This window comes from Mycobacterium sp. OTB74 (assembly GCF_029892685.1).
Classification (GTDB): Bacteria; Actinomycetota; Actinomycetes; order Mycobacteriales; family Mycobacteriaceae; genus Mycobacterium.
The window spans coordinates 296,443-310,515 of the sequence record NZ_JARXVD010000001.1; the positions used below are offsets into that span (position 1 = coordinate 296,443).

10 protein-coding genes are annotated in these 14,073 nt (G+C 65.0%); 6 read left to right on the forward strand and 4 right to left on the reverse strand.

The features are described from left to right. The first annotated feature begins 303 nt into the window (after positions 1-303). Positions 304-1,770, forward strand: coding sequence for an NAD(P)/FAD-dependent oxidoreductase (locus M2432_RS01465; protein WP_348536290.1), 1,467 nt, complete (start codon positions 304-306; stop codon positions 1,768-1,770). Between the two features lie 13 nt (positions 1,771-1,783). On the opposite strand, the gene M2432_RS01470 is transcribed toward M2432_RS01465, so the two are convergent. Beyond that, positions 1,784-3,043: a lipase family protein gene (locus tag M2432_RS01470; RefSeq protein ID WP_280824953.1), complete on the reverse strand. Its 1,260-nt coding sequence runs from the start codon at positions 3,041-3,043 to the stop codon at positions 1,784-1,786. A 428-nt stretch (positions 3,044-3,471) separates the two neighbouring features. Between M2432_RS01470 and M2432_RS01475 the strand changes: the two genes are divergently transcribed. The 4 genes from M2432_RS01475 to M2432_RS01490 all read left to right on the forward strand — a co-directional run bounded on the left by M2432_RS01475 (position 3,472) and on the right by M2432_RS01490 (position 10,220). Next, positions 3,472-4,494: a cutinase family protein gene (locus M2432_RS01475; RefSeq protein ID WP_280824954.1), complete on the forward strand. Its 1,023-nt coding sequence runs from the start codon at positions 3,472-3,474 to the stop codon at positions 4,492-4,494. A gap of 415 nt (positions 4,495-4,909) precedes the next feature. Then, the gene (locus M2432_RS01480; RefSeq protein WP_280824955.1) at positions 4,910-5,389 is read left to right on the forward strand and encodes a hypothetical protein; all 480 of its coding nucleotides are present in this window, start codon (positions 4,910-4,912) and stop codon (positions 5,387-5,389) included. Positions 5,390-5,421: 32 nt separating this feature from the next. Then, positions 5,422-9,882 (forward strand): cation-translocating P-type ATPase, encoded by a 4,461-nt coding sequence (locus M2432_RS01485; RefSeq protein ID WP_280825290.1) that lies wholly within the window; start codon positions 5,422-5,424, stop codon positions 9,880-9,882. 41 nt (positions 9,883-9,923) lie between these two features. Further along, the gene (locus M2432_RS01490) at positions 9,924-10,220 is read left to right on the forward strand and encodes a hypothetical protein (RefSeq protein ID WP_280824956.1); all 297 of its coding nucleotides are present in this window, start codon (positions 9,924-9,926) and stop codon (positions 10,218-10,220) included. Between the two features lie 6 nt (positions 10,221-10,226). Here the strand turns inward: M2432_RS01490 and M2432_RS01495 are convergent, their stop codons facing one another. The 3 genes from M2432_RS01495 to M2432_RS01505 all read right to left on the reverse strand — a co-directional run bounded on the left by M2432_RS01495 (position 10,227) and on the right by M2432_RS01505 (position 13,096). Next, a complete protein-coding gene (locus tag M2432_RS01495) occupies positions 10,227-11,066 on the reverse strand; it encodes a class I SAM-dependent methyltransferase (RefSeq protein WP_280824957.1) in 840 nt (279 codons plus the stop codon). Positions 11,067-11,090: 24 nt separating this feature from the next. Further along, the gene (locus M2432_RS01500) at positions 11,091-12,479 is read right to left on the reverse strand and encodes a DUF4185 domain-containing protein (RefSeq protein ID WP_280824958.1); all 1,389 of its coding nucleotides are present in this window, start codon (positions 12,477-12,479) and stop codon (positions 11,091-11,093) included. A gap of 278 nt (positions 12,480-12,757) precedes the next feature. Then, positions 12,758-13,096 (reverse strand): hypothetical protein, encoded by a 339-nt coding sequence (locus tag M2432_RS01505; protein WP_280824959.1) that lies wholly within the window; start codon positions 13,094-13,096, stop codon positions 12,758-12,760. A 332-nt stretch (positions 13,097-13,428) separates the two neighbouring features. On the opposite strand from M2432_RS01505, the gene M2432_RS01510 reads away from it, so the two are divergent. Next, complete coding sequence (locus M2432_RS01510; RefSeq protein WP_280824960.1) at positions 13,429-14,052, forward strand: TIGR03085 family metal-binding protein; 624 nt, start codon at positions 13,429-13,431, stop codon at positions 14,050-14,052. Positions 14,053-14,073 lie beyond the last annotated feature (21 nt).

Sequence of the window (14,073 nt, forward strand, 5' to 3'; positions counted from 1 at the left end):
CCACATTCTGCAAAATTGTTGCGGCAGCAAAACCTCCGCTCGAACACGCGCTCCGACGGTGAGATTGACCTCCCACCTCGGTGGGCTCGAAGGCCCGGTCTTGGGCGGCTAATTCAAGCAGGCAGCGGGCTTTCTTAGGCGAACATGGACGCGCTCGGGGACACTCGCCGCACCGAAACCGGTTGCACCGCAAATGCCGCGCCACTGCACGGGTCAAGACGGTGGTGTATAACCTCGCCGGAAATAGGCTGTGCCAGAAGGCACGACCGATAGTCTCACAGCGAGCGGCCGGACTCAGCACCGATTGAGGAAGCGGAAGAGATGCGCGTAGTTGTCATCGGAGGAGGTCCTGCTGGTGTCACCGCGGCCCTGCACGCGGCCGAGCTGGGCGCCCACGTCACGCTCATCGAGCACGGACGGGTCGGCGGCACCGTGCTCAACAGTGGGCCGGCCCCGGTGCGCACGCTAGCCCGTGCGGCGCGGCTGGTGAGGGATTGGAATTCCTGGGAGATGTTCGGGCTGCGCGGGCCACGGCCTGAGGTCGATATCGCCGCCATCCTGGCGAACGCCGAACGGGTAGCCGACTACGCCTACGAACGTAAACGGATTGCCGACCACATCCGCTCCGGTGGAGTCGACCTCATCGAAGAGGCCGGCGCGGCCCGGTTCATCGACGCACACACGATCGCTGTGGACGATGGCCGTACGTGGACTGCGGATCGGGTGATCATCGCCGTCGGCGGCAAGGCCGGGAGGCTGCCGATACCGGGAGCTGAGCTCGGCCTGACCTACGAAGACCTCCGCGCCCTGACCGCGCTGCCAGATAAGGTCTGCGTGATCGGGGCGGCCGACACGGGCTGCCAACTCACATCGATCCTGGCGGACTTCGGTTGTGAAGTCACGCTTTTCGAGTACGCCTCCCGGATCGTGCAACGAGCCGACATCGATGTCTCGGTCGGGCTCCAACAGGCTTTCGAGGCGCGCGGTATCGACGTCGTCACCGGCGCGGCCGTGCGGCAAATCGAGGCCCTTCAGCCAGGTGTGCGCATCCACTACCGATTCGGCGACGAATCCAGAACGCTCGACGTGGACGCGGCGTTCTTCGCCGTCGGATGGCCCGGCAATGCCGACCTCGTCGACGCGACCGCTGCCGGGCTGGTAACCGAGCGGGGCTACGTGACGGTCGACGCCAGCCAGGCCACGAACGTGCCGCACATCTTCGCTGCCGGCGATGTCGATGGGAACAGCATGGTGGTCAGCAGCGCAATCCTCGAAGGGCGCGTAGCCGCCGAGAACGCGGTGATCGGCACCGGTCGCCGTACCGTCCATGAGATCGTCCCCGGCGGCAGCTTCACCGATCCCGAGTACGGCAGCGTCGGGCTTACCGAAGAGCAGGCCCGCGCTCGCTGCGATTGCACCGTGGCGGTAGCCCGCTACGAGGATCTGCTGCGCCCCGTCGCCGACGGGCAGCCGGAAGGCTTTTGCAAGCTGATCGTCGAGACCGAGGGCCGGCAGATCCTCGGCGCTCACGTGCTCGGTGAGTACTCAGCCGAGGTGATCCAGATGGTCGCGGCTTGCATGGCGGCAGGCATGCGCATCGAGGAAGTCGCCGAACTCCAGTTTGCTTTTCCGACCTTCACCGAGGGCGTCAGTCAGGCAGCCCAAATGGTGGTGAACCAGCTCGGTGTCCGTCCGATGCGTCGGCTCTGGAGCAGCCTTGCGGCGGAGGCTCCAGGCGGTGTCGGTCCGGGGACGGACCCGCAAGGATGAAACGTGGTCGCCGCTAGGTGGGAGAGTCGGCCGGCGGTGGCGTTGGAATCGGCTCGAGCGGGTTGCCCGCCGGGATCGACGAACAATTCTGCGTCGCCGGCTCGTCGGCGAAGCGCTGCTTGATCCAGGCAATCGAATTGAGCAGCCAGATCGGGACGCTCGTGATGTGGCTGAGCGCGTCGTATTGCTCGTAGTGGACAATCGTGCCCTGCGCGCAGTAGTTGCGGGCCAGTGTGCGTACGTCACCGGCGATCATCACTCCGTCACCTTCGCCGATGCCGGGCTGGTCACCAGGAGTCCACTCGAGCTCACCATTGGCGCCTTGGCCGATGAATAACGGGATCGTCGGCGTACCGCCGGTGCCCATGATCAGCTTGTTTGCGACCGCGACGAAGAGTGGCAGGCTTTCGGGAGTCGGGTAATCCGGGCTGGCGAGGTCGGCCCAAGTGAGGCCCCAGTGCTGGCCCAGGACGGTGACGATCGATGCGGTCTGCATGTCGTGGTAAAGCTGCACTCCCATCGGGCTGAGATAGGGCGTGAAATCGACCTCGAACGCCCGGCCGATGCCGACGATCGCCATCGCCATGACACCGGCCCAGAAGTTGGTGCCCTCGATGTAGTGGAGGTTATGGACAGGGTCGACGAGCACGCCGCCCATAGCCGCGCCGATCATGCGCGCGTTGGCGTCGGGCGCGTACGTCGGGGCCAACTCGGCGGCCCACTCGGTGGCGATCGCACCGCCGGAATATCCGAGCAGCGCGACCTTTGCATCGCCCGGAAGCCCGAGGGTGGGCGAGTTGAACGCGGCGCGGACCGAGTCCAGCGTGTTCATCCCGTACTCGGGGCCCGCGCCGAAGTCTGCGCGCTGGCCCTCTGTATCGGGGACGATCACCGTGTAGCCGTCGGCGAGAAAGGGGCCGAAGACCGCCAGCTCGACGTTGGGGACGACTCCGCCGAGTGTCAATCCGCCCGAAATCGCATAGGACGGCTGGTCATTGCGGTCGAGCGAGTCATATGCGGACTGGTACGAGATAACCTTCGTCTTGTCGGCTTGGCTCAGCGGCTGAATGACTGAGGTGACATTGACGGTCGGGTTGCCCGCCTGGCTGGTCGACCGGTAGAGCAGCTGCGTGGCCTTCAGAGACGTTGGGACGCCCAACATGTGGTAAGAGATGCTGCGACTCTGGAGCATGGTTCCCGCGGGGATGCTCGCCAGCGGGGTGCTGCCGGTGTAGGAGTAGAACGGGTCATTTTCCGGCTGCAACGCGGGCACGGGCCTGCTTAGGGCGGTACTCTGATCCGCGTTCCAACCTGATGGCGGCTGTGTTGCAGTCATGGTTTCCCCTAACCGTGAGCGCTTTTGCCTTCCGGGAAACCGTAACAACGGTGACGTTGGACCACTACGCCTTCGAACGTGAGCCTGGCGCATTCAGTGCAGCCTTGGATCCCGGAATTTTGACACCGTCTGGACCAGAGAATGAACCGCGCGTAACGAGCAGGACTGAACCTTTCGGCACTCCACCAGAGATGAAAGCAGGTCAGGGATGAAAATCCCAGACCTGCTTTCGAATATTTCGTTGGGCGTAACCATTTGTCGAGCAGATATTGGCGCTTGCGTTAACGGCCATGCTGACCGCGCTGTGCGCTCGATACAGCTAACACAAGGTTCGTACTTGGTAGCTAGGCGAGTTAGATTGAGGAATGTTTTCTTGCCGCATATGGAGCTCTCAGGCGGATAGTGCGTGGTCAGCCGGTCGTTGGGTGAAGCTCAGCGCTTCGGCACTGTTTGCAGCCAGCGTCCCACTCGTTGCTCCGAGTGCCCCGCCGATTGCGTCAGCCACCGACTGCCCCGACGCCGAGGTCATCTTTGCTCGCGGCACCGATGAGCCGGCTGGCCTCGGTCGTGTCGGCGATGCCTTCGTCGACTCGTTGCGCAAGCAGACCGGCAATATGAACATCCAGACCTACGCGGTGAACTACAAAGCCACCAAGCTGCAGCTACACGGTGGCGACGGAGCCAAAGACACGATTTCCCACATCAAATCCACGGCATCCTCCTGCCCCAACACTCAGATCGTCTTGGGTGGCTACTCGCAGGGCGCGAGCGTGATCGACATCGTGGCCGGCATTCCTCTGGGCGGCATCAAGTGGGGCGATTCGCTGCCGCCTGAGTACGCGAAGAACGTCTCGGCGGTCGCTACCTTCGGCGACGTGGCCACCCGCGCCGACGGATCGCTGCCCGCCCAGAGTGCACTGCTCGGTGCCAAGGCGATCGACCTGTGTAATCCCAACGACCCGATCTGTCACGCGGGCCCGGGCAACGAATGGAGCGGGCACACCGAGGGCTACGTCCCCGTGTACACCACCCAGGCTGCGGCTTTCGCTGCGGCCAAGTTGCTGGCCGGGTCCGGTCAGACGGTGCCCGGGTATGGGCCGTCATTGGGATACAACCCCGCGTCGCCGGGGTACGGCTCCACGTCGCCCGGGTATGGACCCGTGTCGCCTGGGTATGGCTCATCGTCGCCGGCCTATGGGTTGCAGCCACCCGGATCCGGCTCGGTCGCACCGGGGTATGACTCCACGACGCCGGGTTACGGCTTGCAGCCGCCCGGGTACGGTCTGCAGCCGCCCGGGTACGGTCTGCAGCCACCCGGATCTGGCTCGTCGGCACCGGGACCTTCCTCATCGTTCCCCGACTACGGATTGGTCTCAGCGGTCCACTGACGACGTGAAGTAAGGCCGGCGTCACTCGGTTTGCACGGTCATCTCGTTAGCCGCGGGTGAAGCCGTCGGCGAATTCACAAGTAAATCGACCGATATACCCGAGACCGGCGGGCAGATATCTGCATCCGCAAAAATCTGGGAAGGTCAATTTACACAGAGCCCCTCAACGGAAACCCCATTTTTACACTCGACGGCGGATGTGTAGCGTTTGCGAGCTGCACGGTAGTCACCTCGGAGGCGCGGGCGGCCAAATACTCCAACCGCTAACGGCGCTGGGAACCCGCTGTGCTTTTTATGTCAGTGCGCTGAATCTGAATTTTCTGCCGTTGCGGTCAATTTCAATTGTTGGTGAACTACCGTTGACGTAACTTCACCGATTAGGTGAACAACAGGTTCTGCGAAATTGGGAGTGACCATGAACGTGGTCGGTCGTGCAGTACATGAAGTGCGTCAGGCAGTCGGGAAGGTCGCCGAAATGACGACCATGGCGGCGGGCGCTGTTGGCGGCGCCGCAGTCAACGGCGCGGTCGGTGGGGTCGCCGGGGCGGTGTCCGGAATACGGCAGGGAGCCGTCAACGGTAGCCATTCGACTCCGGCGGCAGCCCTGACGCTGGGTGCGCTCGGCGTCGCCGGAGTGGTGGAGTGGCCGATCGTGCTGGTGGGCGGCGGGTCTGCACTGCTGCTGCGGCAGCTGCTCAAGTCGTCGGACGGCGGGGCATCGGGTAACGGCGACAAGCCCGCCAAGGCCAAGCCCGTCGCTGCCAAGGCGGCGCCGAGAGTCGCGACAAAGCCCACGCCTGCGAAGTCCGCGACGGCCCGAGCCACCAAGGCGGCGCCCCCGCGGAAATCCGCGGCCAAGCGACCGTCGACGCGACAACCGCGGCGTAGTACCTAGCCGTGATATCCGCCGCCTCCCTGTCGCGATCGTTGACGTTCCGTGCCGTCGCAATGGGGGTCAACGCGGCGACGGCCGTGACGACGGCGGGGGTATCGCTGGCCACCGCACCCATCCGCGATGGCGCCCGTATTCTCAATCGGGAAATCTCCTCGGCGGCCCTGGGGCGGCGCTGCTGGAGCAACGGCAGCCGGGCCTGGATCGAGGTCCGTGGACTCAGCGACTCTCAGGGTTCTCCCTTAGGCGAAGCAGTGCTTGACGCGGTTCGCGCGCGGCCCGGCGTGACGTTCGCGGCGCTCAACTATCCGGTGTCGCGCGTGGTCGTCAGGATGAATTCCGGCGCCACTTCGCTGCGCACCCTGTGCGACGTCATCGCCGCGGCGGAGAAGGAATGCGCCGAGCCCGAGTCGCGCCGTCGGCCGCAGCCGGTCAGTCTGCCCGGTGACGGGCTGGCCGCGGTACAGCCACTGGCAGCCGTTGCCGCCAATGCCGTGGGTCTGGGTGTCGCGCTGGCCGGGCGTGCGCTGGTATGGACGGGCTTGCCCGCCAGCATCGCCGGTGCGGTGATGGCAGTCGACTATCAACCGAAGGTTCGCGGGCTGCTCGAAGAACGGTTAGGCAGGCCCACTGCCGACACGGTCTTGGCACTGGCGACGGCCGCGGTGTATACCGTGACGCTCGCGCCACCGTCGTTGGCGGTGGATCTTGTGCTGAACATCTTGAGGACGGCCGAGGTCCGTGCCAATGCGCTGACCTGGAATCACAAGGAGCCGGAGCTGTTTCGGCATGCGGAGTCCACGCCGGTGTATGCCCCGTCGAGGCCGGTGCCGCTTCCCGACGGTGTTGTGGAACGCCATGCCAACCGCACCGCGTGGGCGCAGGCACTGGGCGCCGGGGCGCTCGGATTGTTGACAATGAACCCCACTGTCGCCGGTACCGCGGCCATGGTCGCCACGCCGAAAGCTGCACGCATGGCTCGTGAATCGTTCGCCGCCACGCTGAGTCGAGGTTTGGCCGATCACCATGGCGCAGTGGTGCTGGGCCCAGCGGAACTCCGGCGGCTGGACCGCGTCGATGCACTGCTTATCGACCCACGTGTGCTGTGTACGGATCAGTTGCGGTTGACCAGTATTCGCGGTGTCGAGGATCGCGACCGCACGGCCGCATGGGATTACGCGCAACAGCGGTTGGCTGACGACGGCCAAGTCCCCGGCTGGCGGCGAGTCGGGTTGCAACACAACGGTGCTGAGGTGCTGTTGGAGTATGAGCATCACCGGATGGCTTCGGCGGTGGTCGCCGCGGCGCGTCAGTGTGGGCTGACCGTGGTCTCGGTCGACGCTGACGATCTCGGTGAATTCCGTTCGGCTCTGGACGAAATCCTGCCCGTGAACGGATCGATCGATGACGCGCTTGCCCACGCGACGACAACGTTGCAGGAGGGTGGCCACACCGTGGCGGTGGTGTCAACCGCTGCAGTGCACGCACTTTCGTCAGCCGACCTGGCTCTCGGGGTGATGCCGCACAGCGATCGTGACCCGCCACCGTGGTGTGCGCACGTGTTGCTCGACGATCTGACGGCGGTGTGGCGGGTGCTGCACGCCATTCCGGCTGCCCGGACCGCCAGCCGCCGCGGCGTCGAAATAGCCACTGGTGCCTCGGCATTGGGCGCGCTGCTGATGGTTCCCGGGGTCCGCGGCGTCGGTCCGGGCGCGGTGACGACCGGGGCGGCATCTGGCTTGCTGACCGGCTATTGGCTCGCGCGCGGCGCGTTGCGTACCGCCATTCCGGTGCCTGCGCCGGTCTATGAGTGGCATGCGATGTCGGCGGATCAGGTGCGTCGGATGCTGCCGCGATCCGACATCGCCGACCGGTTGCCGACGCCCAACGTCGGAATGATCGCTACCGGCGCTGCATTTGCGCGCTGGGCGACCGGTGTCGCGACGGCCCCGGCACGCGCAGCCTGGCAGTTCGGAGGTGCCGTTCGCGCCGAGCTTGCCGACCCGCTGACCCCGGTGCTGGCGGGCGGTGCCGGTGCGAGCGCCGTGCTGGGATCACCCGTCGATGCCGTGATGGTCGGTTCGGTGGTCGGCGGTAACGCTGTCTTGGCGGCTGTTCAGCGGCTGCACGCAGAGCGTCTGCTCAATCGGTTACTTGCCGAACAGATTCCGCCGGCCCGGGTGATGACTGCCGACCGAGCAGACATGCACAGAGCCGTCACCGTCGCGGCCTCGTTACTGCGCCCCGGCGACCTGATTGAGGTGGGCGCCGACGAGATCGTCCCCGCTGATTGCCGGTTGGTTGAGGCGACCGATCTCGAAGTGGACGAGTCGGCGCTGACCGGCGAGTCGCTGCCGGTGGACAAACAGGTCGCGGCCACACCCGGCGCTGAGCTCGCCGAACGTCAGTGCATGCTGTACGCCGGTACTACGGTGATGACCGGAAAGGCCGTGGCGGTCGTGACCGCCGTCGGCGCCGACACCCAGGCGCGGCGTGCTGCCAGCCTGGTCGCACAGACCGCGCAGTCGGTCGGTTTGCAGCACCAGCTGAGTCAGTTGACCGACAAGGCATGGCCGGTCAGCCTCGTTGGTGGCGCGCTCGTCACCGGGCTGGGGTTGTTGCGGCTTACCGGTATTCGCGAGGCGGTGGCCAGCGGTGTCGCGGTCGCTGTCGCCGCTGTCCCCGAAGGGCTGCCGTTGGTGGCGACACTGGCCCAGCAGGCGTCGGCGCGCCGACTCACCAACGAAGGTGTGCTGGTTCGCAGCCCACGTTCGGTGGAGGCGCTGGGGCGTGTTGAGGTCATCTGCTTCGACAAGACGGGCACGTTGAGCCAGAACCGGCTGCGGGTGACGCAGGTGGTGCCCGCCGCTGAGTCGACGCGGGCAGATCTTCTGTACTGCGCTGCCCGGGCGACACCCATTGCACAGGACGGTGTTCACGTCCATGCGACGGACATGGCTGTCGTGGAGGCGGCAGCTGAATATGCTGCCAATGATCTTCCGGAAGCGTTGGCGCATCTGCCATTCCGACCCGGACGACCGTTCTCGGCATCGGTGGTCGGTGACGAGCTGACCGTCAAAGGGGCGCCGGAGGTGGTGCTCACGGCGTGCCGCGAGGCGGACCCCTCGGGCGAACAGGATGTTGCCGCGTTGGCATCCCGCGGGCTGCGGGTGATCGCGGTGGCGCGCCGTCAGCTGTCGCAGAGTCAGGTGCGAGCGGTGCGTGACGACTCAGACGTCATCGCCGAATTATGCAGTGAGGGATTGAGTTTCGTCGGACTGGTAGGAATCTCGGACGTACCTAGGCCGGATGCGCCGGAACTACTCGCCGAGTTGGTCGGCCAGGGACTTTCAGTGCGGCTGATAACCGGCGATCACCCCATCACCGCTGCTGCGATCGCCACCGAACTGGGTATGTCTGTCACAGCACAGGAGGTTTTGTGTGGGGCGGAGTGGGAAGCATTGTCGCGCAAGGGGCAGGAGGAGGCCGTCGCGACGCGGGTGGTGTTCGCCCGGATGTCGCCCGAAAACAAGGTCCAGGTGGTTCAGACACTCGAACGCATAGGCCACGTGTGCGCCATGGTCGGCGATGGCGCCAACGATGCGGCAGCGATCCGTGCGGCGACCGTCGGCATCGGCGTGGTGGCACACGGCAGCGATCCCGCTCATATGGCGGCCGATGTGGTGTTGGTGGACGGCCGGATTCGCTCGCTGCTGGATGCGCTGGCCGAAGGCCGCCAGCTGTGGCAGCGGGTGCAGTCGGCGGTGGCAGTGCTGCTCGGTGGCAATGCCGGTGAGGTTATGTTCGCGATCATCGGTAGTGCACTGACGGGACGTTCACCGCTGAACGCACGTCAGTTGCTGATGGTGAACATGCTCACCGACGCGCTGCCCGCGGCGGCCCTGGCGGTAAGCCCGCCGCGCGGCCCCACCCCGGCCGATCGGCATGGCTTGGACCAGCAATCACTGTGGCGCACAGTCGGCATTCGTGGGGTGATCACCGCCGGCGCGGCCGTTGTTGCCTGGCTGCTTGCTCGCTTCACCGGGCGGCGGCAACGCGCTTCGACCGTCGCGCTGGTTGCTTTGGTGGCAACCCAATTGGGGCAGACGCTGCTGGATTCGCGTGGCTGGCTGGTGTTGCTCACCGCACTGGGCTCGGTCGGCGTGATGGCGGCACTGATCAGCATCCCCGGAGTCAGCCAGCTACTCGGCTGCACTCCATTGGGGCCGATCGGATGGGCTCAGGCACTCGGTACGGCAGCGATTGCGACGGCGTTGGCCGCGGTCGCGCCCGAGCGGATTGCGCGCTGGACCACCGATGGGCCGGAAGGTGATGATCAGTCGACGGATCAGTCGACGATTTCCAGCAGCCCGAAGCGGAACAACACCGCATACAACTCGCGTAGCGGAACGGTCAGGAGGTCCGCCGCTAACCCGGTCAGCGGGTCGGTGGAGACACCGTCGATCCTCGACACGTCACCCACTGTGACGGTGTGACTCGGCTGGGCGGAAAACCGACAGTAACGGAAAGGCAACTTATGGTTGAAAAGTCAAACACGGCAACCAAGTCGAAGCGGCCCGTTTCGCACCGCGAGGCGGTGGAGAGGGTGCACCGAGCGGAGAGCTTCGCCGTCGAGCTTCCGCTGGTCGGGAGGGTACCCGTGCCGAGGCCGGATCAGCTCGCCTATATGGGAGGTTTGGCCGCACTGGTTGCCCTCGAACTCATCGAGTGGCCGGTGGCTGTGGCGGTCGCGGCAGGTCACCTCCTGGCCAGCAGCCACCACAACAAGGTGCTGGAAGAACTCGGCGAGGCCTTCGAGGCCGTAGAGGAGTAGGCGCTCTCAGAACACGTAGCGAAGGACGCCCAGATCGCTGCGGTCGGCGAGCGACGGCAACCACCCCATCACTTTGATCGAAGCGCGCAATGTCAGGGGCATCTGCTTGACGTAGGGGGAGTGGGTCAACATCAGGCGCTCGGCCAGCTTCAGCCGCGGATGCCAGCGCTCCGGCTCCCGTGGATCGTCAAACGCGGTGCCGCTGGTGATATCGAGATTCAGATCGCGGATGGCACGTACCCGCGGCATCAGGTTGCGAGCGAGCGTGGTGTACCCGTTCATGAGCAACTCGCCGGACGGCGATTGTGCGACCACCCGGTGCACCAGCTGAGCGGACTGCTCAGCGTGCAGGAATGGGAAGAACCCGTCGCCGACCATCGCCACCGGGCGCCCGCCCGGAATGACATCCAGCCAAATGTCACCGGTGGCGTCCGAAGCGACGTCGAGGTGGTGCGCCGCGACCGCCCGTAATGGTGTCAGTCGGCGGCGCAACGCGTGCAGAGCGGGGAAATCGAGGTCGAGCCAGGTTGCTGTCGCCGGTGGATCGACTCGCTGGGCTCGGTCGTCGAGGCCGCTGCCCAGTTCGATCACCACCCCATCGGGGTTGCGGGACAGGAAGTCCCGACAGAGGTCATCGAGCAATCGACCCCGGGTCGCGACGGTGTACGCCTCTTTGTACGGCAGCCCTAGCTCATCCCAATCGACCGCGAGGGTGTCACGCACCATCACCGACCAGGTGTCGCCGAGGATCGGCGTCTTCCACTCGGCGTCCCGCGCCCGCGAGATGACCGGCAGCAGCGCTGATCGTTCCAGCCCGGTGAGAGGAGGCAGTTCGATACAGACCACAAGGCGCCTATCTGGGCGGGCGTGTCAGGGCAGCACTGTGTGCAGCAGCATCACGTTGTATGCCGACCACAGCGACAGATTGAAGTACAGGTCCCGACCGGTCGACCACGGATGTAGGTACGGCGCGTACACACCGCCGGGGAACTGCATGGCGGAGACGACCAGCTGTTGGGGTCCCCACGGACCCTGCGGCGTCGGCGCAGTGCGGAACACGACGTCGGACAGGTTGTTGCAGTACATCAACAGGTACTGCTTGAGATAGGTGTTGTACTGCACCGACATCTCGCCGACCGGGCCGGGGAAGATGGGTGTCGCGGCAGCCGGATTGCCGGGTACCCAGGTCTGGCTGTCGCCGTTCCAGTATTGGTATTTGCTCATGTCCGGCAGGAAGTTCGGGGTGACCCGCGAGACGAAGGCAGAGCCGCTACGTCCTGGCGGGGTCCCGTACGAGTAGATGAACCCGTCATTGCCCTTCAGGAAGGCGCCCTGCTGGAAGTTCTCGTTGCCGGGCTGGTACGGAACTTGTGGCACGTTGTCCGGCGCCATCGGACGCACGCTGGTGGGGTACACGCCCCAGTTCTGGCCGTTGTCGTTGGAGACGGCGACGGCTGAGTAGTTGGCGGTCCACGAACCGGCGTTGTCCCAGCTCTTGATCGACATGAAGCTGGCGTATTGCGTTCTGCCGACCGAGATTCCGGACGTCGGAATGATGCCCTTCTCCGGCTGGGCCCATCGGATGGTCGGGATGACCTGCTTGGCCAGATTGGGTTGCCATTCGGGTGAACCGGAATACGGGTCGCTGACCGATCCGTTGGGCACGCTTATGCCGTGCGAAAGTGCGCGGTCGCTGGTGCGCAACAACGTGTTGTAGCGCCACTGCTGTTTGGCTGCGGTGCAGTAACCGTAGGTATCTCCGAACATCATCATCACCTGGTGATTTGCCGGATCGCCGTTGTCCCACATGATGCCGAGGTCGGTGCCGGAGATGCCGAACCGCTGCAGGGTGCTACCGCCGGCGGCCTGGTCGCCGGTTGTCCAGCCGACCAGTGATGTTGTCCCGGCATCGATTTCAGGTGCCGGTGGCGCGGCAGGCTGGGCTGGAGCGGCCGCCGGTTGGCCTGCTTGTGCTTGCGGCTGAGTGGGGTTGGGTTTTCCGGGGATGACCGCGGCCTGCTGCTTGAGGGTGCCCTGCGCGATGGCGCTGATGATGGACCGGGACAGCTTGCCCAGGTTGGGCAGCGGTGCCCGGTCATTGGCGTTGCTGGGGCGGTGGCCCATTGGGGGAGGCATGGAGGCGTCGGCGTTGGCGCCCTGGCATGGGTCGGCGGCTACGCGTGGCGCGACATCGATTGCCCCGCCGAGAACAACGGCAGCAACCATTGCCACTGAAGCGATTCGAGGACGCGGTGACACGGTCACACCTTTCTGGCAGCGGACCTCACTGAGAATTTCGGCGAGGGACTTTTGTGACCATAGTTTTTACTGAGGTAGATGTGACTATTGGTTCGATGAAAGGTATCGATCTGTAACCGCGTCGCGACTGTTTGCATGCGTGTCGTTATGAAATTGCGGCATTTCTGGATCGCCGCTACGGGTGCCCGATGAGAAGTGTTGACGCTCAACAACATCGGTGACTACAGAGTACGGCCCCGGTCGGATATCCGACCGGGGCCGTAATTGAGGCGGGCTTGTCAGGCGCAGCGCAGCGGGTGGAACATGTCGAAAAGTGGTCCGGCACAAGGGCCTACCCAGTTCGGCGGCGGCGCCCAACCAGCAGGTGGCGCCCAGCCGGCCGGCGGGTACCAACCGGGAGGCGGCATCCATCCAGGTGCGGGATAGCCGTCACGCCAGCCGTCGCCCCATTCTGGGTGGTGCCAGCCGGGGTGCCAGTAATCCTGGCTGATTCCGGCATGGTCGACGCCGGCAACAGCCGGTGCTGCTGATGCGACGGCGGGTAAGGCCAATGCGCCGATGGCGGCTGCGCCGGCCGCTGCCAACCCGAGGTTGCGCAGTGAGAGTGGCGATTTCATGGTGACCCTTCCATATCGTTGCCTATAACGGTTATTGCAGGACTGGTGCAACGCAACTCACGGTAAAAGTCGCAGATAAGAATCACTCCAGTCGCAGCTACAAAGAAGCTGTGAACGAGCGGGTCGAGATATCAATAGCTGCAATCGATCTCAATATCGACGCCAGGCATAGGCAAAACGACGCTAGAGCAGCTAATATTCTCGGGAAAATGAGTCCCTGCGGCAGGTGCAGCCAGCCGCAGCAGGGTGTGCTGCCAGGGCGCATTCGGTGGTCGGCTGCGGGCCTATCTGAGGCGAGTGCAGCGATGCCCCTGACGCCTTAGGGTTGGCCCATGACCGTCGCCGCGCGTGAACGTGCCGCACTCGTTGAAACCCTGCGTTCTGTCGGGCCTGACGCACCTACTCTGTGTGCGGGCTGGACTGCCCGGGACCTGGCCGCACATCTGGTGGTCCGGGAACGGCGACTCGATGCCGCACCCGGCATCCTGGTGCCACAGTTGGCCGGCTACACCGCCAAGGTGCAGGCCCAAGTGACTTCATCCACCCAGTGGCAGGAACTGGTGGATACGGTCGCCGCCGGCCCGCCGCTGTATTCGCCGTTCAAGTTGCTCGACCCGTTGATCAACGTGGGCGAGATGTTCATCCACAACGAGGATGTCCGCCGGGCGCAGTCGAACTGGGAACCGAGGGTTCTCGACGACGAAACGGTGTCTGCACTCGCCCGACAGGTGTCGAACATGGCGAGGATGACGATGAGGAAGCCACCGGCGCAGGTGGTGCTGGCTACGACCTCGGGAAAGATGTTGGCCACGGTCGGGCACGGCACGCCGGTGACAGTTTCGGGTGACCCCGGGGAACTACTGCTGTTCGCTGCTGGGCGTGAACCGGCACGAGTCAGCTTCACCGGTGATGACGGGGCCGTCAACGACGTGCTTCGCAGCCACCGGGGAATCTGACGCCGGGGAATCTGACAGGGT

Bases quoted from the DNA above. Each gene is read 5' to 3' on its own strand.
- M2432_RS01475 (WP_280824954.1), top strand. From the start codon at position 3,472: ATGTTTTCTTGCCGCATATGGAGCTCTCAGGCGGATAGTGCGTGGTCA.
- M2432_RS01480 (WP_280824955.1), top strand. From the start codon at position 4,910: ATGAACGTGGTCGGTCGTGCAGTACATGAAGTGCGTCAGGCAGTCGGG.
- M2432_RS01490 (WP_280824956.1), top strand. From the start codon at position 9,924: ATGGTTGAAAAGTCAAACACGGCAACCAAGTCGAAGCGGCCCGTTTCG.
- M2432_RS01505 (WP_280824959.1), bottom strand. From the start codon at position 13,096: ATGAAATCGCCACTCTCACTGCGCAACCTCGGGTTGGCAGCGGCCGGC.
- M2432_RS01510 (WP_280824960.1), top strand. From the start codon at position 13,429: ATGACCGTCGCCGCGCGTGAACGTGCCGCACTCGTTGAAACCCTGCGT.